Origin of the sequence: Methanolapillus ohkumae (assembly GCF_032594355.1) — an archaeon.
GTDB lineage: Archaea > Halobacteriota > Methanosarcinia > Methanosarcinales > Methanosarcinaceae > Methanolapillus > Methanolapillus ohkumae.
In genome coordinates this window covers 1030007-1053479 of the sequence record NZ_CP131061.1, presented here as the reverse complement: position 1 = coordinate 1053479, position 23473 = coordinate 1030007, and the positions used below count along the sequence as shown (strand labels likewise).

The following is a 23473-nucleotide window of genomic DNA, read 5'->3' as shown; positions in this document are numbered from 1 at the left end:
TGAAAAATGGTAAAAGTTACAGTTGACCCGTTAACAAGAATTGAAGGACACATGAGGGTTTCCGCTGAAGTCGACAGCAAAGGATACATCTCATCCGCACAAAGTGCAGGCATGCTTTTTAGAGGATTCGAACGCATGCTTCAAGGCAAAGACCCCAGGGACGCATCCCTTCACGTTGCCAGAATTTGCGGTGTTTGTCCGATTTCTCACTCCATGACCGCAACCAATGCGCTGGATGACCTTTACGGTGTCGCCGAGAGCATTCCGGCAAACGCATTGGCTGTCCGGAATTTCATCCAGGCCGCCAACATGATTGCGAGCCACGCAACCCACATCTACATTTTATTCGGTCCCGACTTGGCCAACCCAAGATACAGAGATGTTTTAACCAGCTCCACATTGGGTCTTGGTGCCACCGGACAAGCTGTCTGGGGCGAATTGGTCGGTCGTTTTGCGCCCATCAGTTACAAGATTGACGGCAAAGCAGTCCCGGTCGGAAGCAGCTACATTAATGCGATTCCGGAAAAGAAAAGACTTCAAGAAGCCATCGCCCTCTTCGGCGGTAAAATGCCTCACCAAGCCGTCACCCGTGCCGGTGGTGTGACTTGTACCCCAACCGATGCGGAAATTACAAAAGCCGCAGCGATCTACTTAAAAGTGATGGACTTCGTCAACACTTACACACTCGGCGTTCCGGTGGACCAATGGGTGGCCAACACATCCAAAGCAAAATCCCCGGAAGCGGCCGTTAAATTCGTTGCCGACCACTTGGCAAACTTGGTCAGCAAGACGAAAAACAATGACTTCTCCCGTGCAAACGGCTGGAAAGATGTCGAACTCTTTGCGGCGTTTGGTTCCGAATTAATCGGAGAAAAAATTCTCGGACTCCCGGCCAGCTTAAGACTCGATAAAATCGGCGGCTATACCGACCCGAGCAAAATCAGTTTCCTCTCCTATGGTGCTTACTATAAGAGCGGACAAGATGGATATACTCCGGAAAGCAAAGCCGGCGAGCGTTTCCTCACCTCCGGTGTCGTTTCCGGAAACTTAAAATATGAAGAACTCGACCCGTCCAAGATTACGGAAAGCATTCAGTGTGCCTTCTACAATGACGATGTCGCCTCCCGCCACCCGTACGACGGAACCACTGTCCCGGTGGAAGACCCGGCTTTAATTAATTATGAAGGACCGGTCACCTCCAAGTACAGCTGGCTTAAAGCTCCGCGTTACAACGGCATTCCGGCTGAAGTCGGACCTCTGGCCCGTTTGATTGTCGCCCAAGACCCGTTAATTATCGGTCTTGCTCAGGCATTCGCCGGCGCGGGAATGTCCCCGGCAAACGTTTACACCCGGATGTTGGCCCGTATGCACGAGACCGCCATCTTGGCCAATGAAATCGTGAACTGGCTCGGATCCATTGATACCGCCAACCGCAAATTCGCAACCAGCCTTGACTTTAATGCCGCAAAAGACGGACAAGGAATGGGACTTTGGGAAGCGCCGCGCGGTGCGCTCGGTCACTGGGTTTCCGGTGACGGTTCCGGAAAAATCAAGAACTATCAGGCGATTGTTCCGAGTACCTGGAACTTGGGCCCAAGAGACGAAAACGGAATTCCAAGCCCGGTCGAACAGGCTTTGATCGGAAATGCAATTTCCGGAATTGACAACGTTCTTGGTGCTGATTACACCAATCCTGTCGCCATTATGCATGTCGGCAGATCTTATGACCCGTGTATCGCTTGTGCGATTCACACCATTGATGCGACCGGAAAGAATGCTCCAAAGGAATACGAATTATTCTAAGGAGGTTGTTTAAATGACCGAAAATGTAAAGGATACAAAAACAGCCAAGAAAGTTCAGGCAACTGCTGAAGAAAAGGCAACGGTAGAGCGTTACAACTGGGTTTCCAGATGGACACACACTTTCCACGCTCTTGCCATGTTGATTCTTCTCTTTACAGGCTTTGCGATTTATTTCCGCTGGGACTTCATAACGTTTCACAACGCAAGAGCTTGGCACATGGTTGCGGTTCCGGTCTTGATTGTGACGAACTGGATTTTGGTTCCTTATGGAATCCTTTCCGAAGGATATGCTGAAGGCGGCATTAAAGGGGTTATCAGCCACTTTAAAAACGCTTACATCTTTGGAAAAGATGACTACCTCCGTTTAAAAGGTATGATTCTCAACTTCTTCGGAAAGAAAGCCGAATATCCGCCGTTTACTGTCTATGACAAAACTTCCGGCCACTACGTTACAAAGCTTCACCCGATGTTTAAGATCTTGATTGTCATCGAAGGAATGTGCATCTTCTTGATCTTTATCACCGGTATTGTCCTCTACAAAGTGGACTGGGCGATCCTTGGCCTTCCAATTGCAGAATGGTTGATTTCCATCTTCAACTGGATCGGACAATGGTTTAACATGAACGGGCTTGAACTGGCCCGCTGGCTCCACTTGGCTTTGACGTACTTCTTCGTCTTTGAATTGATTGTCCACGTCTTTATCTTGGAATTCGATCCCAAGGTTTTCAAGTATTGGAAATCCATTTTCATCAACGGAAAAGAAGATCTCGATGGTCCGGTTGTGGAAATTGTCGAAAACAAGCACCACAAGTAAAATAAGATTTAAAATAAAAATTGAGTTTTAAAAAACTCAATTTTTTCTTTTCTTTCTGACCATTTTCTTTTTTATTTTAGATTTTTCAATTGTTATGATTTGTGTTTTTAATTGTTATGATTTTTCAATTGTTATGATTTGTGTTTTTAATTGTTATGATTTTTAATTGTTATAATTTGTGTTTTTGATTCCTATTGTTTTTCATTTTTTTTCAAAATATTAAAATCATTTCTCAGGTTTTTCAAAAATGGCTCATTTAAAAAAATCAATTCGGGTTATAGGCTGCGGCAATTTATGGATGGGCGATGATGGCGTCGGCATCCGGACCGTTGAAAAATTGGTGCAGATGAAAGAAGACGGTTTTTCTCTCCTTCAGGACGTGGACCTCATTGACGCCGGTGTTTCCGGATTGGACATGCTTGGATTTTTGGAAGGAATCGACAAAATCATTATTGTTGACGCGATTAAAAGCGGCGAGAATACCGGCAGCATTTTAAAAGTTAAAGGGGAAGACTTACTTTTGGGAGATGATGTCGGTAAAATGATGTCCTCTCATGATGTTTCAGTTCCAACTGTTCTTTTAATTGCCGAAAAAATTCAAAAATTGCCGGAAATCGTGGTGTTTGGTGTTGAAATTGACAAACATTGCGATGAAGTCAATTTGACGTTGGATATGCATCCGGCGGTTGAAAATGCAATTGATAAAGTGATTTCTTTGATTCTTTTGGAAATTGAAAACTTTTGAAAATAAATATGATCGCAAATGATAGATTTGAAAAAGCAAGCAATTGGAAAAACAATCAAAACAGTTTTTTAAAAACGTTTACCGTCCTGTTAAAATTAACTTTTTATAATTAAAGCTCAGTTTTTTGTTATTTGTGTTATTTTTTGTCATTATTTTTTTTGTTGTCGTTATTGTTGTTGTTATTGTTGTTGTTATTGTTGTTGTTATTTTTTAATCATTTCAATCAGGCGGAGTTTTCAAATGACTAGAACTGATTTCATCGCGAAAAAAATACGAATCAAAGGCGTTGTTCAAGGTGTCGGTTTTCGTCCGTTTGTTTACCGGATTGCTCTCTCTTATGGAATTTTTGGACATGTGATTAATCTGGGAAATTTGGTTGAAATTGCCGCTGCCGGAAACGCTTTTGATTTTGAGTCATTTGTGACGGATTTGATTACGCTCAATCCGCCGCTTTCCAGAATCGACGGGCTTGAAATTTCAGACATTGTTCCCGAATCGGAAGAATTTGAAATTTTGTTCCAAAAATTCAAAAATTCTTCGCTGCCTTCATCTTCTGTTTCATGTCCTTTGAATTCATCCCATCCGACACATTCGACAAATTCTTCTCATCCGACATCCGTGTGTTTGGCGGTCTCAAATGAATTTTTTATTTTGGAAAGCCAAATCGGCGCGGATTCCGGTGCGTCCGGCGCGGGAAATTCCATTATTCCGCCGGATACGGCGATTTGCAGCGATTGCCTGTCTGAAATCCATGACAAAAGTAATCGGCGGTATATGTATCCGTTTACGGTTTGCACCAATTGCGGTCCCCGCTATACGACGGTCCGCGGATTGCCGTATGACCGGAAAAACACATCCATGGATGATTTTCCTCTTTGCGATTTTTGCCTCGCGGAATACACAAATGTCGCCGACCGCCGCTATCACGCACAACCGGTTTGCTGTCCGGATTGCGGACCTCGTCATTCTTTTCAAAAATCATCCGGCTCCAAAAACCCAGTGAATCCTTTGCCGCCGCAATCGTTTGGAAACGATGCGCTCAAAGATGCCGCAAAAGCGATTGATAACGGTTTTATTGTCGCGCTTAAAGGGTACGGCGGTTTTCATCTGGTGTGCGATGCTTTTTCTGAGGATGCAGTCTCCGCGCTTCGATGCCGGCTCAACCGGCCGAGTCAACCGTTTGCGGTGATGGTCCGAAATGAAGCGACGGCTCAAAAAATCGCCTCCTTGAAATCCGGGGGTGCGGACGCTTTGGCTCTTCTTCAAAATATCCGGCGGCCGATAGTCGTTTTAGACAAATCGGATTCTTATCCGCTGGCACCCTCTGTCGCTCCTCGCCTTCATAATATTGGAATCATGCTGGCGTATTCGGGAACGCATCACGTTCTTTTTGAGTCCCTCAAAACCGACTGCATTGTTATGACGTCGGCCAATCTTCCTGGTCTTCCGATGGTGATTGACAACGATGAGGCGGTCCTGGAGCTTTCTCATGTTTGCGATTATTTTTTGTTCCACAACCGAACGATTGAAAACCGGACAGATGACACAGTCATTCGGTTCGTGAATCAAAATCCGATCTTTCTCCGCCGCTCCCGCGGGTTTGTTCCGGAACGAATTCGGCTGCCGTTTTCATCCGGCATTGAAACGGCTGCGGTCGGTGCGGAAATGAACAACTCCATTTCCTTTGCCAAAGACGGGAATCTGTATTTGTCCCAGTACATTGGAAACACCAAACACTTAAAAACTGCAAAATATCATGCGGAGGCTTATGAGACCCTCCGGCGACTGACCGGTATTTCTCCTCAGAAGATTGCATGCGATTTGCATCCCGGATTTAACACGACCAAATTTGCGGAAGAAATTGCGGAAGAAATTGTTCAAAAATCCGAATCCGTTCAAAAATATGAATCTATTCCGAAATCCGAATTCGATATTGATTCTTTGGTTCGGATTCAGCATCATCATGCTCATATTTGTTCCGTTATGGCGGATAACATGCTTCCGCTTGAGTCTGAAATTTTGGGAATTGCGATTGACGGGGTCGGCTACGGCGACGACCAAACGGTTTGGGGCGGTGAAATTCTCCGGTGCGGATATGTTTCCTACACGCGGCTGGCATCGCTTTTGCCGCAGCCGATGCCCGGAGGCGATTTGGCGTCTTACTATCCCTCTCGAATGGTTTTTGGCATGCTTTTTCCGTATGTTCGGCAAGGGTTGATTTCAAAAGAGGAACTTTTTGCTTTGGATCTTTATTTCAAGCATGGAGACGCCGAAAAAAAAGCTGTGTTGTCGCAGCTGGAAAACAATTTCAATCTCTTTTTGTCGACCGGTTCGGGACGTGTCTTAGATGCGATTTCCACCCTTTTGGGACTTTGCCGGGAGCGGACATATGACGGCGAGCCATCCATGATTCTTGAATCCGCAGCTGCTTGCGGTCTTTTGGAGTCGCCGGATTTGACGCGTTTTGTTCCTGAATTCAAAACCGTTGACGGCAAGGACGTTTTCGATACGAGCGCACTTTTGTATGCCGTTTACCGGGAAATGACGGCGCCGCCATCGGCACAAACCCTAAGTTTTTCCGTCAACGAATTGGCCGCAATGGCGGTTCATTCATTTTCTGTCGGAATCGCAAGGCTTGCCTTGGACGCCTCCCAAAAAACCGGCATTTCCACCGTCGGGATTTCCGGGGGTGTTGCGAACAACGATTATATCGTTTCCGTTATTTCTTCCACTTTAAAAGAACGCGGTATCCATGTTCTGACGCACAAAAATTTGCCGCCCGGCGACGGATGTATTTCTCACGGACAGACGGCAAGCATGACTGCACGGCTTTTGATGCTTGAAAAAGAAAAAAATGAATAAATTTTTACTCACTTCTTTCTTACTCTTTCTTACTCTTTCTCACCTTCTTTCTCACTCCTTTTTTTCATTTATTTTATTCTTTTATTTTTTAATTCAATAGCATCGGACGGTTGTTTTGTATAAAATTTGGTTGTGTGACACATTCACGACCGTGATTTCGATTTCCTCTCCCGCGGACAAAAGGTGAGCGCTTGGTTTTTTTGTGCTTTTGGACACCGGATAATCCAGCGCTGCCGGTTGATTTCCGATATTGGCCAAAATCACGGACTCGCCGATTCCCCACGAATCTTTTTTCCAGTAGGACAGATTGACTTCGGAGCCGTTCGCCAAAATTTTTATGTCGGAAGCGTTCAGCGTCGCCCCGCCGATGTGTTGCAGCCGGACGGTGCCGTATTGAACGGACCCGTTGTCCGTTTTTTCGTACTGTGCGCTTATGCTGACCGGCGGTGCCGGTTTTTCAAATTCAAAACTCAAGACTTCCGACCCCAAATAGCCGGCCATAACCACCGTGATCGCAAGCAGCATTAATACGCCGACGACCGGAGAAATGCCGCGCTTGTCGGACAGGAAATTGAGTTTGGGCGATACAAAATGATTTTTTATCCATTCGATATATTTCATCAAAATAACCTCCGGCGAAAGAAAAACAGCCAAAGGTTAAAGTTCTTTTTAAATAATTTCGAATTGTTTATTATTTGAAAAAATAAAATTGTCATGAAAATTGAAATAATGATAAAAACAAAAACAAGAGGGTGGTTTATTGTTTATTTAAAAAATTTGATGCCGTAACGTGCGCGGCGGCGCAATGCAAACAACAAACAGCAAACAACAAACAGCAAACAACAAACAGCAAACAACAAAAACCATTAAAAAATACAAGCATCCCCTTCCGCAAATCAAACGTTTACGTTTGTATTTTGTGAAAGATCCATAAAATATAATGATATTATTTTTGGCGGGTGATGCATTCATTTTTCAATTTGCTGCAACTATTTACTATTTTGCAACTGCTGCAACTGTTTACAGTTTTTGTGTTGCTGCAATTGTTTTGGAATTGCTGCACCCGTTTACTGTTTTGAGTATTGCTGCAATCTTTTTCCGCCAACATCTCTTCATAATAACAATCCGAGAAATTCGGACGCGGGTACGCGTCTAAATTTTCGGGAAGGTTTGCTTGGAATAAAATGTGAAATAAAAATGAATTGAAATGAAGTAAAAAATGAATTTAATGAAAAAGAAACAGATAAATATGAAAATAATGGTTAGATTTTGTTTTTTTAATTATCTGTCATATGCGTATGCAGTAGGCTATCTCATGAATGAAATATGTTAGAACAGAGAATGAGATTTGTACGGTACATATAAATGCAAAATACCAAATTCTGTACATCAATCCATTCTTTTCCGATTTTTTTCACTGAAATAGGCAATTAAAATAATGTATATTATTAAAAAAATGAAAAATAAAAATTTGAAGAATAATAAGTCGAATGGCGCATAAAGTACAATATACAATAAAGCAAGAGAAAATAGAAAAGTAATGATTTTCCATATTTTTGGTATTTGAGAAATTAAAGCTATTATAATTATTAAAGGAAAAGACACAAAAAACATGATTGAATCAGATATGTTATAATTGGTTAAGCGGGAAAAAACATATGCAAAAGAATACAAAATAATAATTAAAAAAATAAACAAAATACCATATTTTTTATCATTTTTCATAAAACCCCTCCTTTAAAAACCAATTTTTTCAAGAAAATTTTTATGGTATTTATAAAAAATTAAATTTACATTACATAGTATCTATTAGCTTCTATGTATATGGGTGCTGTCGGATGAGCAGAACCTATAGCGGGGCTGGCATTATAAAAAGGACGGGGGTAGATTGTGAAATAGAAATCCACATACACATAGTCCGCAGAAATTTCATCAGGCAAAACACTTGTCATAAGAAGTGTTGCTAGAGAAATTACCAAACTTGAAGTGGCAGAAGCAATAATTCCGGCACCTGCTGCAGTTGTTATAATAGCTGTCACAACACCCGCAACAATAGATGTAGCTGCAATTATGTCACTTAGCTTTGCATCACTATAAGCTAATAAACTTCCGGAAGGAGGATTGCTTGGAGGGTATTGCCATCCGGAGGAAGCTAAAGTTATGAAATTATCACTTGAATCAGATATAGAATAATCCGGAGCGAAAATTATATTTTTAGCTGCATTTAAGTTACCATTGACGGTGTATTTTTCTTCGGACACATACTTACTTTCACCGTTAGAACTTATTTCTTTGTAGAGGTTTAATCCATAATATTGGTTATTATTTGAAGATGACTCTAATTTAAAAGTACCTTCTGTTTTATTGAAACAAGTATATAACTCGATTTCTTGTGAATTCAAAGAAGATAAATTATGTGGCTTGCCATTTATAGATTTTACATCATATGTTATTTTACCTGCTAGTATTAAATCATCATTTTTTTCAAGTTTTTTGATATTACTTAAATCTAAATTTTCAATAATAATCCCATCAGATTCAAGTAACATATAAGCAATTTCTTCAATTTCTAATGAATCTTCCTGGGAAAGATAAGTTGCTTCCGAGTCATCAAGTTGTTTGACTATATAGTTGGAAGAATTTTTTTTGTTTTCTTGTGCCATAACTCCTGGGATAAACAAGGTAGAAATGAGAGTTAAAGCTACGAAAAATATTAAATATTTTTTTATCATTTTTTTATCTCCTTATTTGTTTATTATGAATTTAGTATGTAATTTTTCACCTCAATTTTCATTTTATTGTAAATATTTTATGAACTTCTTAAAGTAGAAATGTCATCTTACAGACATCTCTATTAGTTTGTTAAACTCAATATTATATACGCCTTTCTATTTTATTTAATATATATATGTATAAAAATAATACTAAAAATTAATCAAAGTATTGAATAAGGATCAGTTAAAATCAATCATATAATTTTAGGTTGAATTAAATTTTAAAAAGAAAAAAGAAGAAAAAATACCCAAAAATAAATATATAGAGATGCGAGGGATGGGATTTGAACCCACGAATTCCTTCGAAATTGGATCTTAAGTCCAACGCCTTTGACCAGCTCGACAACCCTCGCCCAATGTTTAAAATGAAAAAATATGTTGGAATTTGTCCGGTCGATTGATTTTCCCGATTATGAAAAAATGAGAAGAACCAAATTCGGCATCGAAATATCATAACGATTGTATTTAAAGGTTATTCTAAAAAACGCTTTTTTTCATTGGGCTTCTCATTTTTTTATTTTTTTGTTTTCTCATTTTTTCCTGGCTTTTGCTTTTTTCTTCTTTTGTTTTTTAGATTTTTATATTTTGTTTCTACGTTTGTTTTTTGTGCCACTCAAAATTATTCATATTCTTCAAAAAGGTTTGATTTGTTTTTTAAATACTATTACAGCCTATTGTTTATTGTTCAATCAATCTTTTGGATGGATGATTTATGACACAAGAACACTCTCCCGATTCGCAGCACGCCGCTTCCCATGATCATGCCGGATCAGCCTCCGCTTTGGCCTCTCTGTCCAAAGAAGGAATCCGTGTCACCGTTATCGGAATGGCCGTCAATATCATCCTGACTATTTTTAAAATCACGACCGGATTTATCGGCAACAGTGAGGCGTTGATTGCGGACGGAATTCACTCGATGTCGGATCTGCTCAGCGATATTGTGGTCATTGTCAGCCTCAAAATTTCCGCAAAACCGGGAGATAAATCTCACAATTACGGTCACGGCAAAGTAGAAACTATGGCATCGGTTGTCGTCGGACTCATGCTTCTTTTCGCCGGCATTTTCATATTCTATGAAGGTGCGGTGTCCATCTACAAATTCCTTCACGGAATCACGATCGAATCCCCATCCATGTTCACTTTTTATGTGGCGTTGGCATCGATTATTATTAAAGAATTGCTTTACCAATACACACACCGTGTCGCTAAAAAATTGGACAGCGAACTCATTGAAGTCAACGCCTGGCACCACCGTTCTGACGCCTTTTCATCCATTGGCGTTGCCGCCGGAATCGGCGCCGCCGTTTTACTCGGCGGCTTTTGGGTCATCTTAGACCCGATTATGGCGGTGACACTTGCGCTTTACATTCTCTACATCGCCTTTAAAATCATTTATTCCAACCTGAATGATTTGGCGGAAGCGTCACTCAGTCCGGATGTGAACGAAGAAATTTTAAAAATCGTCTCCGGACAAAACGGTGTTCAGGATTGTCACTCCTTAAAAACCAGAAAGCTCGGCAGTTCAAAGGCCATTGATATTCATATTATGCTGGACGGCAATTTAAGCGTCGAAGAAGCCGACAGCATCCAAACGGAAGTGGAAAAGTGCCTTAAAGACCGGTTTGGCGCCAACACGTTTGTCATGATCAAAGTCGAAAAATACTTGCCGGATGATTCCGTTTTAGAAGAACATAAAAAGGCGGAGCTTTAAATGGTTAAACTCAAATGGTTAAACTCAATGAATGATTTAAATCATGTTGAACAAAAATTAAATACGAAATTTTTTAAAACTTGTTTTTTTGTCAATAATATTTTATATTTAAAATTAGTTGTGTAAACGCATTGTTATTTGACAATTTTTATCTTTTCACTTTTTTGAAAAATAAATCTCAAAAAAGAGGATTGGATATATAATTTATATTATTTCATAATTTTGTTCATTGATTGATTTCTGAATTGTTTGATAAATTAAAAAAATGTATTTTTGGGAATTACTATGGTAAAAAAACCTCAGACTTTAGCCGAAAAAATAATTAGCGGACGCGCCGGTAAAGATGTCTATGCCGGCGACATTACGCTTGTGAATGTTGATGTAACCGCCGTTCAGGACGGAACCGGACCGCTCGCGGTTCAGCAACTTGAAAAAATGAACCTTGTTCAAGCGGCGAACCCGGAAAGAACCGTTCTTTTTATTGACCACGCGGCACCCAGCCCGCAAAAAGACTTGTCCAACGCGCACCAAATCCTTCGGACCTTCTCTAAAAAGACCGGCGCTCAGCTCTCGGAAGCCGGCGAAGGCGTCTGCCACCAAAGACTCGTGGAAACATATGTCAACCCGGGAGAAGTCCTCATCGGTGCCGACTCTCACACCTGTACGTCGGGCGCTCTTGGCGCGTTTTCAACCGGAATGGGTTCCACCGACGTTGCGGTCGGTATCGCTCTTGGAAAAACATGGTTTAGGGTTCCTGAAACGTTCCGCGTCAACGTGAACGGAAAATTCCAAAAAGGCGTTTATGCCAAAGACTTGATTCTTCACTTGATCGGCCTCATCGGCGCCGACGGCGCCACCTATAAAGCGCTTGAATTCAGCGGGCCGACCATTGAAAACATGACCATGTCCGAACGGTTCACGCTGGCCAACATGGCTGTGGAAGCCGGTGCCAAAGCCGGTCTTTTTGAAACCGACGAAAAAACCCGTGCTTACCTCAAAGAACATGGCCGCGGCGACAAATATTTGGAAATCAAAGCCGACAAAGGGGCCACTTATGAACGGGTCATCGACATTGACGCCTCCCAACTCCAGCCGACAATTTCCAAGCCACACACCGTCGACAACACGGCAGTCGTGACAGAAATCGAAGGAACGAAAATCGATCAGGTCTTTATCGGAACCTGCACAAACGGCCGGATTGACGATCTCGAAATCGCCGCCAAAATTCTGGACGGTAAAAAGCGCCACCAGGACACCCGGTTAATTATTGTTCCGGCATCTAAAGATGTGTTTTTAGAAGCTGTTCAAAAAGGATATATTGAAACATTTATCAAAGCCGGTGCCATTATCATGGCGCCCGGATGCGGACCATGTGTCGGCGTTCACGAAGGTGCCCTCGCTGATGGCGAAGCGTGCTTAGCCACCCAGAACCGCAATTTCCAAGGACGGATGGGCAACACGGAAGGATTTATTTACCTCGGCTCACCTGCAACCGCGGCCGCAACCGCAATTTACGGCGTCATTACCGACCCAAGAAAGGTGATTTAAAATGGATACGATTTACAAAGGAAAAGCATTCAAATTCGGCGACGACATCAGCACGGACCATATCGCTCCCGGCCGGCTTTTCCACTTAAGAACAAATTTACCGGAACTTGCCAAACACGTTCTTGAAGACGCGGATCCGGAATTTGCCAAAAAAGTTCAAAAAGGCGATTTCGTTGTTGCCGGAAACAATTTCGGTCTCGGCTCGTCTCGGGAACACGCTCCGACCATTATTAAAATGGCTGGTGTGAGCGCGGTTTTGGCGAAATCGTTTGCCCGTATTTTTTACAGAAATGCAATCAATGTCGGACTTCCGGTTCTGATTTGTGACACGGATAAAATATGCGACGGTGACCGGTTAGAAGTCGATTTGGCCGGCGGAACCATTCGAGATTTAACGAATGGAATCACGCTCACCTTTTCACCGCTCCCGGATGCAATGATCCGAATTTTAAATGACGGCGGTCTTGTGGCACATATCGAAAAGAACGGCGGATTTAATATTGATTAATTGAAAAATGGATATTAAAAAAACAGTATAATAAAAAAATAGTATAATAAAAAACAGAAATGTCTCTCATTTCTGTTTTTATTTTTTAAAATCTTTTTTGACTCATTTGTCCTTTATACTTCTTGCCCTTCAATAAAAAGCGCCTGATGCGGACACATGCTGATGCACAGTTTGCACCGAATGCACCGGTCCGTTTCCGTTTTTAAATTCCAATCCGGATCAAATGAAAAGACTTTGGCCGGGCAAACCGAAATACAGCCGCCGCATTCCACGCATTCATCTTCTTTTCTTTTAATCAGGTCATAGACCGGAACGACTTTGACGCCCTTGGCGCACAATTCTTTTTTGATATTCTCAAAACTTTGGTCAATGACCTCGATAATCATTTCCCCGCCGTTGGGATTCACAACAGAGGATACAATGCTGACTAAGACGCCGGTTTTGAGGATAACTTCCGATAAAATCGGTGAGCTGACCCGCTCTTCCGGAAATGTGATTTTAAGTTTCATTCGTATTTCCCCCGGGTGAATAATTTGCTGATATGTTCGCTGGTAATAATTCCGATGACATTTCTGTTTTCATCAATCACAGGCATTGCGGAAATATGATATTCCGCCATTCTTTTGGCGGCAACATCGGCCGGCTCATTCAGGCTGCACGTGATCACATTTTTGGTCATACATGCCTCAATTGTTCCCAAATGATTTTCCGAGACCGCTTTTGAAATGTCCCAGGAGGTGATAATTCCAGCCAATTTTTTATCGGAAACGACCGGCAGATGATTTCGCTCGTTTTGCCGCATGATTTTGGCGGCGTCCACCACCGTTTGATTTTTTTCAACTGATACGAGGCGTGTATCTCCCAAGATGTCCTTGACAAGCGGGATTTTGTTTGTTTCCTTCATTGGTTTCGTACTTTGCCCGGCCGGCAATGGTAATACCGGTTCGCTGAGCGTGAATGTTCCTTTCGCAATCCAATTTTTCAGTTCCTCCGCCACTTTTCTTGCCGTTTTAAAAACAGAAAGGGGGGACGTCGGGACAGTCTTTCCGTTGAGTTCGATGCTTCCGGATTTGAGTTCCTCGTAAGTTGCCGTTCTTAAAACCGGACGGTCGCGCCTTCCTATGGAATAATCTTTAATGCCGACGGAAATATCGGCATCGCGGACCGCCGTGGATTTGGCCATGTCGGCGTCTAATATCGGAATTGGAATTCCAAGTCCCAAATACAAGGAAATACCGTACCCGTTAAATGAAGCGGCGTTTAAGTATTCTTTTTTCATGTGTTTGAGATTTCCGGTGGTCATCAACGTTGCGTAACCGCCACCGGTAGAGCATTGCGTTCCTTCTCCGACAATCATTCCTTGCGCACCGCCGAGGAATATTTTGGTGCCGGCGCCAATGGTCCGGTAGTTCGGGTCGTTGGAAATCGGAGACAAAATGCCGGCGCCGGAGTAAGTTACGTTTTTGAAGTCCGGCAAAAGTTCGCCCATATATGTGTGCAGAATCTTTTTCGAGCCGTTTGTCGCCGCGTCATACCGCTGGTAAGCGTTTCTTGGATTGAGCATGATGGCTTGATTCAAATCGTTCAGTGTTACGGTTGTCGTTAATTCTTTTTTCGGATAACAATCGGTGCCGTATGAATATGCTGAAATGGTAACTTCTTTTCCCGCAATCAAATCCTCAATAACGTGAGCGCCGCCGTATTTTAATCCTTCTTTTTCAGAGAATTGTGTCGCTCCCAAGTACGCGTCAACCGCCGCCACGCCGGCGTACGCTTCGACATCGTTCATAAACATCTTGGTGATTTTAATCGGTGTTTCGGAGTGCCCGAAGTTGAAAAAAACTCCCGAGGAACACATGGCGCCAAAGGTTCCGGTGGTGACCACATCCACTTCTTTAGCCGCTTTTTCTGCGCCAATGTCGTCAACAATGTCCGACATTTCCTCCGCCGTCACAACACAAACATTCCCGGCAGCGATTTTTTGATTAATTTCAGCAATAGTTTTAACCATTAGTTTTGATTCTCCCAATATGATTTTTCGTTTTTTATTTTTCGTTTTGATTTGTTTTAATTTTTTAATCTTTTATTCTGTTTAATTATTTTTATTTTTTATTTGTTTAATTATTTTTATTTTTTTGTTTTGTTAAATTATTTTTGGTTTTTTATTTTGTTAAATTATTTTTGGTTTTTTATTTTTTTCGATTATTGTTCATTTTTCAATTTTAATATTTCAATTTTCTTTAATTCATTCCTAGGGAATGAACTCATTTAAGCATTGTGAATTTGACCATCGTTTATTTCAGCCGGATTTTATCTGAAATGTTATTATTCTATATAAATTTGGTTATTGATTATTACTTATAGTTATATTTCAATAATTCAAACTTTAAAATTCTGAAATTTATTTAAAAAATACATTTGTGAAGCATATCATTTTTAAATAATGATGAAGCATATCATTTTTAAACAATGAATCATTTTTAAATAATGAATATTATAAAGTCATTTAACCGGATTGGGAATTAAAATTTCGTTTCATATTTCGTCTAAATGTAAAGAAACAAAAAATTTACTTTCTTTCAACGAAATATATTTATTTATTAACTATAATTTTCATAGGTTGATCCCATGCCTGAAAATTCAAGAACATCCAACTGTGAGCCTTCTTCTCTGATAAGCGAAACAGCTCAAGCTAGTCCGCCGGATTATTCCGAAACGGGAATTGAAGTTTTCGGTCTTTTGCGCCATGATTTGCAAAATTATTTCAGTGTTATTTTGATGTCTCTTGAATTATATCATATGAAAAATGATGAAAAATACTTAGATAAAATTGCGGAAGCTTCTTACAAAAGCTTGGATTATTTATCCCGGTTTAAAGAGGTGGAGCGTTATCTTTACCGCGAAATTGTTCCGGTTCCCTGTTCTTTGTTAAACGCCATTGAAAAGGCAGTTTTTAAGTTTCCGAATTTGTCTTTTTCTATTGAGGGAGAAGACGGCGTTGTTTTAGGAGACCGGAATTTGCCGGCCATATTTGAATTTTTATTTTCCAATGTTTCCCTTTACGGAAATGTTAATGAACCGGTTCAGATTTCGATTTCACAATCCGTTGACGGCAGCATCCGAAAATGCCGGATTGATGTGACAAATTACGGCGACCCAATTCCGGAGTCGATTCATAGTTCTCTTTTTTATCCCGGCGTCAAAGGTCCGGAAAGCACCGGTTTTGGTCTCGGATTGTATCTGTCAAAAGTGATGGCGCTCCGGTACGGCGGAGATTTGGTTTTAAAAGAAACCACGCCGGAAAAAACAACGCTTTCGCTGATTCTTCCATTTTCCGATGACGATTCAGGTATTTAATTCTTAATTTTTGATTTTTGAGACTTTTGGAGGATTGCAATTGACACGCGTTTTAGCTACCGGAACTTTTGATATTTTGCATCCGGGGCATCTCTCTTTTTTGGAGCAAGCCAAGTCTTTGGGAGACGAACTTTATGTCATTATCGGGCGGGATGTCAATATTGCCAACAAGCCAAAGCCGATTATTCCTGAAAACCAACGTCTTTTGATGGTTCAATCTTTAAAACCGGTGGATTGCGCGGTTCTTGGAAGCCTGACGGACTATTTTGAACCGCTTCATATTATTCAGCCGGATATCATTGTTTTGGGATTTAACCAGCAAATCGATGAGGAAAATTTGAAAAAAGATTTAAACGCGCGAGGTTTTCATCCGAAAATTGTCCGCCTTTTAAAAGCAGATACGGGCTCGGAAGAAGATATGTACAGCAGCCGAAAAATCATTGCGGAAATTTTGCAAAAAAGGTGTTTCAAAGATTGATTAAATCCAAAAAACAAATCGTTTGTCCGGTTTATCTGTTTTTTAAAAATTGATTGCCACAACGTGCGTGCAGGCCATCGCGAAATAAAACAAAATCAACCAAAAACAAAATCAACCAAAAACAAAACCAACCAAAAACAAAACCAACCAAAAACAAAACCAGCCGATATGAATAAAAAAAGGCAAAGCCGGGATATTTCCGGCTTTGCCCATTTTATTTTTGTTATTTTTATTTGTAGTTTTAACTGTGTTCCAACGACTCGTCTTCTTTGATTTCAAGCACAGTGATCTTAAAATTCAAGTATTGACCGGCAACCGGCGGATTAAAGTCGACAACGACGGTTGTATCATTGACAGATGTCACAACACCGGAATAGATTCCGGCCCGGACTTGTGCGCCGACTTCGGGAACGGATCCGAGCATTTCAATCACATCGGATCTTTTGTAAGACACCACAGCATCTTCATTATACGGGTAAGCGTCTTCGGGCGCAATCCGGACTTCTTTTGTTTCCCCGACCGTCATTCCAAGAACGGCATCTTCAAAACCTTTGACTACTTCATGTTCGCCGACTGTGAAAACCAATGGAAGCTTTCCTTCGTTGGAGTCAAAAACGGTTCCGTTGTCGAATGTTCCGACATACTCAACAGCGACGGTGTCTCCAAGTTCGACATGGGACTCAACCGTGTACGGCGTCGGATATAAGACAACCGCAATGACCCCAAAAATGAAAAGAAGGAGGAAAAAACCGCCGGCGATATACATTGCTGGATTTACTTTTTTTGCCATGGATAATACCCAAATACATTTTTATTCAAAAATATAATTAAAATAATAATCATTTAAACGATTTATGGAATTATAAATGAATTTATAAAACAAATTCAAAACTCATTCTGATTGTGTTCCTACAAAATACTGCCGTTACATATTGAAATTGTCCAAGATGATTCGCAGGATTGTAAAACCATTTGTTTATGAAATAGAGTATCTCATTTAAAAAAGTTGCCATTTAAAAAGAATGATGATGACAATTCTTGAGGATTTGATTAGAAAAATCCAAAAATGGAAACTTTTTTTGCTTTAACGAAAATTATATATAATTTTAATATATATTATTATACAAATTATAATATACGTATTGGAAAAACGGTTCAACAGATCAAACTAGAGAGAGGACTGTTTTTTTGACCACTGATTCTTCCCATCCCGGACAAAAACATCGTTTGCCTCATTTTTCTTCTCTTCCGGAAGGGAAAAAAGACCTGATGATTGCCGGCGCCAAAGATGGCATGAATATTGCAATCGGCAGCGTTCCAATTGCGCTCAGTTTTGGCGTTTTGTCCGTGACCGGAAGCGAACCTTTGCCGCTGTGGGCAACGCTTCTGATGTCCGTTTTGGTTTATTCGGCAGCGGCCCAATTCAATTCTTTAGACATGATTCAAGCAGGGTCTAGTGGAATTCAAATTGCGATAACTACTTTTTTTATCAACATCAAAGGACTTTTGACCAGCGCGACTGCGGAAGAAAAAATGGACGCTGATATTTCCTCCAAAATGCGGGCCGCATTGGGATTTGGGATTACCGACCAGACATTTGGACTTCTCTCCGCCCGGGATTCCAAAATCCAGGGTTATTATGCGCTGGGGCTTGAAGGGGTTTCTTATCTTTTGTGGATTTTAGCGACTTTTATCGGCGCGTTATTTGGCGGATTTATTCCGGCTTCCGTTCTCAGCGCGCTTGGAATTGCGATTTATGCTTTGTATTTGGTGCTGACCGGCGAGGAAATGCTCAAACTCAAAATGGTGCTTCTCATTTTCGCGGCCGCCGCTATCATCAATACATTTGTTGCGGACATTCCGATTTTAAATGCTTTGCCGGAATCCTTCGATTTTATTATTATTCCGGTGATTTGTGCCGCGTCCGGTGCGTATTATCTGACTTGGAACGAGAGAAAAGAGAAAAAGAATAAATCCAAAAATCCGCCGGCAATTCCGGTTTTTTTGGAAGGGCAAAGCACGTCCGCCTCTTCTTTGTCATCCGCAACTTCAACAAACGAGGAGGAACGTTGATTCATGCTTCCATACAGCTTGGGAAACGTCAATTATTTGATTTTGCTGATTATCGCAATGAGTATCGCTACTTTTATTCCGCGTGTCGTTCCGCTTTTTGCGATGCGCAATATTAAAATTACCGGCTATTGGGAAAATTTTTTCAAGCTCGTCCCTTACGGAATTTTAGGTGTGCTGACATTTCCAAAAATCTTTCAAGCGACAAGCAGTCCGGTTTCAGCTGTAATTGGCGGCGGAATCGCGTTTTTATTATCCTTGATGAAAGTCAAAATGGTTTACATCATCATCATCAGCGTTGTTGCTGTTTTTGTGATTGAATTCTTTTTGCCCTCCGTCACCGGTTCTACGGCTTAATATTTTGTATTGTATTTTTTGTAAATTTGTTATTGTATTTTTTGTAAGATTCATTAAATTTGATAAATTAAAGAAAGGAGATTTTTCAATTGATTGACCAAATAAATGCCTTTTTGGTATCCGTTCAACCGTATTTACTGATTTTGTTCATTTACGCGACGATGATTGAAATGGGAACCACCATGACCCTTCAAGATATTTCAAAATCGTTTAAAATGCCGAAAGTTTTGCTGTCCGCTCTTGTCATCAATTTGGTATTAAGCCCACTTTTTGCGGTGGCGATTACACAAATTTTTCAAACCTCCTTGGGGGAAGTCTATCCTGCGGTGGCGTTGACAGCCATTTTAATTAATTTAATTGCGGGGGCATCCGGTGGTCCGAAAAATGTCCAATTGGCGCATGGAGACGAGCCGATGTCAATTGCGCTTTTGGCGGTTTTGTCCATTGCGGTTGTATTCATTGTTCCGTTTACATCCCACATCTTTTTGCCGGGAGACGTCCAAATTGATTCCATATCCATCATCGCGAATTTGATCGTTCTTGTTTTAATTCCGATGGGACTTGGCCTTCTTCTCCGTGGCACAAAGCCGGCATGGGCGGATAAACTCAAAAAACCTCTCTTGGTTTTGTCCAATTTGGGATTGGTCGGTGTGATTCTTTCGTACTTGGTTCCCAATATCAGCAACATTATCGATGTCGGTCTTTTTGTCGCCTTCATTTTCTTCTTGATTCTGCTTTTGAATTTCCTGGCCGGTTTTTTGACTTTGGGAAACAAACTCGAAAAGAAAACAGTTTCCATGGTAACGATCGCGAAAAATTTCGGTGTCACTTTATCCCTTTCGGCAACGTTTTTCGCAAGCTACAACTTAACGCCATATTTGATGACTTACATTGTCATCATATTGATATTCGCCTTGCCGGTTGCGATATTAATGAGAAAATACGGCGGTCCGGGAATACAAGGAACGGCTGGAACAAATGCCGGCTCACCTCCCGGGTCTAAATAATTTTTTCAAATTCAAGAGAATGAATTGTTTTCTGAAAAAAAACTCCTAAGAAAGAATTCATTTTCTTTTTTAATTTTACAACAGTGGTTTTTTATTTTTTTATTTTTTCATTTTTGCCGTTTCGCCGCGTGCATTACAGCATCACCTTTTAGATTTCTCTTAACAAATACGGAAGACGGCTTTTTTTAAATAGGATATTTTGGATAGGATTCATTCTTTTTAAATTTTGAGTTTATCGCATCTGTTTATGGTTTTATTTTGCTGCATCTGTTTATGGTTTTATTTTGCTGCATCTGTTTATGATTTTATTTTTGTTCTTATGTCTATGTTTGGGCAGATAGTTTTAAAATTTTTAACAGTTGGGTTTATTTATTTAAATCTCTATCTTATATCATATTTTGAATTAATTTTTTCAAGTGGTGTGTTTGAAATGGCAATGATGGGAATTTTAGCCTGCAAGATGCTTCAGGATGAAATTATTTATTTAATTGAGAAAAATCCGGAAATCAAAAATGTTTATGTGGTCGGAAACGGTGAGCATATTGAATTTACGTCCAAACTTCGGGAATGTCAAATTGATTTTCGGCCGATTGGAAGCATTTCTGAGCTTCCCGATTTAAACAAATCCGAATTGAATTCGGTTTCCGATTCGGTTTCCGATTCGGTTTCCGATTCGGTTTCCGATTCATCATCCAGCTTGTCGCTTGTGGTTTGGCAATTGGAACTTGGTCTTCATGAATTACCCAAACGACTCAAAGTAGAAGTATACGACCGAATTTCCGAATTTTCACAAAAAGTGGACGGTATTTTGCTGCTGTACGGTCTTTGCGGCAATGTTCTTGGAAATGTGGAAGATGATTTCAAAGACACATGTCCGATTGTGATTCTGCGGGACAAAAACGGCGTGATTGCGGACGATTGCATTGGGGCGACACTCGGAAGCCGGGATACATATTCCAGCTTGCTGAAAAGTTTTGGCGGGGTCGGCACTTTTATTTTTACTCCGATGTATGCGGCAACGATTGATGAGTTTTTTGAATACAAAAAGAAGGGATCCGCTTACAAATTGACAGATGAGCAAATCTTTGAAATGAATAAATTCATGTTTGAAGCATCCAATTATAAACGGGTCGCCAACTTGGATACCGGGCTGACCTATACGAAAAATGTTTCCGAAAACATTCAAAAATTTGCCGACCGGTACAATTTTGAAGTTTTTGACCTTTCGGGCGGACACCAAGACATGTTTGAGGATTGTTTCCTGAAATTAAAACAAATCATGGAAAAGACATAAACTTGAAAAATGGAAATCAAGGACATAAATTTAAAAAATGAAAATTAAAGATATAAATTCAAAAAACAAAAACCTGAAAAAACAGAAATTTTTTAAAAAAAGACCACAAGTCTTAATTAAATTTATTGGGATTATGATTTATCTATTGTTTTAGTTTTCTCTATTGTTTTAGTTTTATCTATTGTTTATTGAAAAAAAATGTTTATTGAAAAATAAACGGTTTACCTATTTTGGAGAAAAATAACATGAGTCTGACAAAACAAGAAAAGCTGGGCGTGATGAACTTTATGGTCAGTGTTTTGGCGATTATTGTGCTGAAATACTTCTTTTTGCCGTCCGGAGAAGCGATTACGGCCGAAAATTTATTGCCGCTTGCAACTTACATCATCATCGCGCTTCTCATCATCAACATCGTTGTCTGGTTCCTTTTGCTTCGGTATTTCCAAGTGTCCAAGCAAAACAAACGTTTATTCATATATGAAATTTTATTTTTGCTGTCGCTCATTGGTCTTTTTGTTGGGCTCTATTTCAATTTGTTCCCGGAAATCGTTTTGCAACACATGCTGACCGGCATCGGAATTTTCTTAATCATTCAATTGGTTCTCGGCATCCTTTTTGCGTACAGCATTGACCGGATTCCGTTAAAACCGATTCAGGGGCAATCCAAAGCCAAACTCAACAGCCAAAAAAAGCAACATGAGTAATGTTGTTTAATTTAAAAATCAAAACATTAAAATCAATAGTCTTAAATACATTTCTTCCCGTAATCCATGAAAAATTAAAAAAAGAATAAAATTGGAATACGGGAAATTATGGTTAACTTTTTTGTGACGTTGACAATGGCGTGCGATTTGGAATGCCGGTATTGTTACGGTGAAGTTTGCGACTGTTTTGATGATTTTGACGACGGAATTTCGGTTGACTACGATGTTCCCGAAACCATCACATATGAAACCCGCGCGCTTTGTGATTTTATAGCCAAAGACAAAGAGGCCGTTGTTATTTTTTATGGTGGGGAGCCGCTTCTTGAAATGGACAAGATGATGGAGATGATGGATTCTCTTCCGGCCCAGACTTTTTTGCTTCACACAAACGGTACACTTTTGGACCGCGTGCCGGCGGACTATCTCCAACGATTGCATACGATTTCTATTTCCATTGACGGCAATCGTGAATTGACGGATTATTACCGTGGAGCGGGCGTTTACGATACAATTGCAAAAAATGCCAACATCGTGCGCCAAAAAGGTTTTACGGGCGAAATCATTGCTCGGATGACGGTTCAGGAAGAAACCGATATTTTCGCAAGCGTTTTGCATCTTTTGGACAATCCGGATTTTTCGTTTGACAGCGTTCACTGGCAGCTCAACGCTCTTTTTTGGAGAAATGATTACAAAACCCGGCGCGAAACGTTTTGCCGCTGGGCGAATGAAAGCTACAATCCGGGAATTCAAAAGCTGGTGGATGCTTGGGTAGAGGCGATGAGAACGGGAATTGTTCTTCAAATGTATCCGTTTGTCAATATCATGGATTCTCTCTTGAGGGGTCAAAAAACGCACCTGCGGTGCGGGGCCGGCTGGACGGAATACAATGTTCAAACCGACGGCAAATTGTCTCCCTGTCCCGTGATGAGCGGGATGAGCGATTATTATTCGGGCGACATTTTTCATGAAAACCCAAACCGTTTGCGCGTGATTCATGTCTCCGGGGAATGTAAAAATTGTGACGTCCTTGAAATTTGCGGCGGTCGCTGCTTGTATGCGAATGTAACGATGAAGTGGGGAATTGAAGGGTTTAGGGAAGTTTGTCAAACGATTCGTTTCCTGATTTCAGCGCTTTTGCGGGTAAAACCGGAAGTTGAAGAACTCATCCGTACGAAAAAAATCGACCTTGAGGACTTTTCCTCTCACATAAAATACAACAGTTGCGAGATAATTCCGTAACAGAAAATTCCTTCGCTTCGCTTCGGAATTTTCAAAGGCGGGGGGACAACTTGCCGCCAAGGTTCGCTTTCGCGAACAGCTCCCTTTCGGTCGCAATTGTTTTTTCTATTTTTCAATTATTTCTATCCGGACAAAATGTCCCGAAAATTCGGACGCGTACCCGCGTCCGAATTTCTCGGATTGTTAGGATGAATAGATATTT

Annotated in this window: 21 protein-coding genes and 1 tRNA gene; 16 read left to right on the top strand and 6 right to left on the bottom strand. The window is 40.8% G+C overall.

The features are described from left to right. Window positions 1–6 precede the first annotated feature (6 nt). The 4 genes from MsAm2_RS04550 to hypF all read left to right on the top strand — a co-directional run bounded on the left by MsAm2_RS04550 (window position 7) and on the right by hypF (window position 6224). On the top strand, window positions 7–1803 hold the full coding sequence (locus MsAm2_RS04550) for a nickel-dependent hydrogenase large subunit (RefSeq protein WP_338097082.1): 1797 nt from the start codon (window positions 7–9) through the stop codon (window positions 1801–1803). Window positions 1804–1816: 13 nt separating this feature from the next. After that, the gene (locus tag MsAm2_RS04545) at window positions 1817–2617 is read left to right on the top strand and encodes a cytochrome B (RefSeq protein ID WP_338097081.1); all 801 of its coding nucleotides are present in this window, start codon (window positions 1817–1819) and stop codon (window positions 2615–2617) included. A gap of 247 nt (window positions 2618–2864) precedes the next feature. Then, window positions 2865–3362 carry a hydrogenase maturation protease gene (locus tag MsAm2_RS04540; protein WP_338097080.1) on the top strand — a complete coding sequence of 166 codons (498 nt, stop codon included), beginning with the start codon at window positions 2865–2867 and terminating at the stop codon, window positions 3360–3362. A 240-nt stretch (window positions 3363–3602) separates the two neighbouring features. Further along, a complete protein-coding gene (gene hypF, locus MsAm2_RS04535; RefSeq protein WP_338097079.1) occupies window positions 3603–6224 on the top strand; it encodes a carbamoyltransferase HypF in 2622 nt (873 codons plus the stop codon). Window positions 6225–6317: 93 nt separating this feature from the next. Here the strand turns inward: hypF and MsAm2_RS04530 are convergent, their stop codons facing one another. Next, entirely contained in the window at window positions 6318–6845 is a 528-nt protein-coding gene (locus MsAm2_RS04530) for a type IV pilin domain-containing protein (RefSeq protein ID WP_338098511.1), read from the bottom strand. A gap of 184 nt (window positions 6846–7029) precedes the next feature. On the opposite strand from MsAm2_RS04530, the gene MsAm2_RS04525 reads away from it, so the two are divergent. Beyond that, entirely contained in the window at window positions 7030–7158 is a 129-nt protein-coding gene (locus tag MsAm2_RS04525) for a hypothetical protein (RefSeq protein WP_338097078.1), read from the top strand. Between the two features lie 856 nt (window positions 7159–8014). Here MsAm2_RS04525 and MsAm2_RS04520 read toward each other — a convergent pair. Beyond that, window positions 8015–8956: a hypothetical protein gene (locus MsAm2_RS04520; protein WP_338097077.1), complete on the bottom strand. Its 942-nt coding sequence runs from the start codon at window positions 8954–8956 to the stop codon at window positions 8015–8017. A 311-nt stretch (window positions 8957–9267) separates the two neighbouring features. Further along, a tRNA-Leu gene (locus MsAm2_RS04515) sits at window positions 9268–9351 on the bottom strand. Window positions 9352–9710: 359 nt separating this feature from the next. Here MsAm2_RS04515 and MsAm2_RS04510 point away from each other — a divergent pair. The 3 genes from MsAm2_RS04510 to MsAm2_RS04500 all read left to right on the top strand — a co-directional run bounded on the left by MsAm2_RS04510 (window position 9711) and on the right by MsAm2_RS04500 (window position 12765). After that, window positions 9711–10709: a cation diffusion facilitator family transporter gene (locus tag MsAm2_RS04510; protein WP_338097076.1), complete on the top strand. Its 999-nt coding sequence runs from the start codon at window positions 9711–9713 to the stop codon at window positions 10707–10709. 285 nt (window positions 10710–10994) lie between these two features. Then, window positions 10995–12257: a 3-isopropylmalate dehydratase large subunit gene (locus MsAm2_RS04505; RefSeq protein WP_338097075.1), complete on the top strand. Its 1263-nt coding sequence runs from the start codon at window positions 10995–10997 to the stop codon at window positions 12255–12257. Window position 12258: 1 nt separating this feature from the next. Further along, entirely contained in the window at window positions 12259–12765 is a 507-nt protein-coding gene (locus tag MsAm2_RS04500) for a 3-isopropylmalate dehydratase small subunit (RefSeq protein WP_338097074.1), read from the top strand. Window positions 12766–12878: 113 nt separating this feature from the next. Here the strand turns inward: MsAm2_RS04500 and MsAm2_RS04495 are convergent, their stop codons facing one another. Both MsAm2_RS04495 and MsAm2_RS04490 read right to left on the bottom strand, forming a co-directional pair. Continuing rightward, window positions 12879–13274, bottom strand: coding sequence for a 4Fe-4S binding protein (locus MsAm2_RS04495; protein WP_338097073.1), 396 nt, complete (start codon window positions 13272–13274; stop codon window positions 12879–12881). Continuing rightward, window positions 13271–14776, bottom strand: a complete 1506-nt coding sequence (locus MsAm2_RS04490) for a homocysteine biosynthesis protein (protein ID WP_338097072.1) — start codon at window positions 14774–14776, stop codon at window positions 13271–13273. The genes MsAm2_RS04495 and MsAm2_RS04490 overlap by 4 nt, the downstream gene beginning before the upstream one ends. A gap of 617 nt (window positions 14777–15393) precedes the next feature. On the opposite strand from MsAm2_RS04490, the gene MsAm2_RS04485 reads away from it, so the two are divergent. Together MsAm2_RS04485 and MsAm2_RS04480 are read left to right on the top strand one after the other, a co-directional pair. Continuing rightward, a complete protein-coding gene (locus MsAm2_RS04485) occupies window positions 15394–16122 on the top strand; it encodes a sensor histidine kinase (protein ID WP_338097071.1) in 729 nt (242 codons plus the stop codon). A 40-nt stretch (window positions 16123–16162) separates the two neighbouring features. Next, a complete protein-coding gene (locus MsAm2_RS04480; protein WP_338097070.1) occupies window positions 16163–16600 on the top strand; it encodes an FAD synthase family protein in 438 nt (145 codons plus the stop codon). Between the two features lie 241 nt (window positions 16601–16841). Here MsAm2_RS04480 and MsAm2_RS04475 read toward each other — a convergent pair whose 3' ends face one another. Beyond that, window positions 16842–17390, bottom strand: coding sequence for an FKBP-type peptidyl-prolyl cis-trans isomerase (locus tag MsAm2_RS04475; protein WP_338097069.1), 549 nt, complete (start codon window positions 17388–17390; stop codon window positions 16842–16844). A gap of 398 nt (window positions 17391–17788) precedes the next feature. On the opposite strand from MsAm2_RS04475, the gene MsAm2_RS04470 reads away from it, so the two are divergent. From MsAm2_RS04470 to MsAm2_RS04445, 6 genes are all read left to right on the top strand, one after another. Continuing rightward, the gene (locus tag MsAm2_RS04470) at window positions 17789–18673 is read left to right on the top strand and encodes an AzlC family ABC transporter permease (protein ID WP_338097068.1); all 885 of its coding nucleotides are present in this window, start codon (window positions 17789–17791) and stop codon (window positions 18671–18673) included. 3 nt (window positions 18674–18676) lie between these two features. Then, window positions 18677–19027 carry an AzlD domain-containing protein gene (locus MsAm2_RS04465; protein ID WP_338097067.1) on the top strand — a complete coding sequence of 117 codons (351 nt, stop codon included), beginning with the start codon at window positions 18677–18679 and terminating at the stop codon, window positions 19025–19027. 89 nt (window positions 19028–19116) lie between these two features. Further along, window positions 19117–20034: a bile acid:sodium symporter family protein gene (locus MsAm2_RS04460; RefSeq protein ID WP_338097066.1), complete on the top strand. Its 918-nt coding sequence runs from the start codon at window positions 19117–19119 to the stop codon at window positions 20032–20034. Between the two features lie 430 nt (window positions 20035–20464). Then, a complete protein-coding gene (locus tag MsAm2_RS04455; protein WP_338097065.1) occupies window positions 20465–21328 on the top strand; it encodes a DUF1638 domain-containing protein in 864 nt (287 codons plus the stop codon). A 245-nt stretch (window positions 21329–21573) separates the two neighbouring features. Then, window positions 21574–22032: a hypothetical protein gene (locus MsAm2_RS04450; RefSeq protein WP_338097064.1), complete on the top strand. Its 459-nt coding sequence runs from the start codon at window positions 21574–21576 to the stop codon at window positions 22030–22032. Window positions 22033–22140: 108 nt separating this feature from the next. Then, complete coding sequence (locus MsAm2_RS04445; protein WP_338097063.1) at window positions 22141–23271, top strand: TIGR04084 family radical SAM/SPASM domain-containing protein; 1131 nt, start codon at window positions 22141–22143, stop codon at window positions 23269–23271. The last annotated feature ends 202 nt before the right edge of the window (window positions 23272–23473 follow it).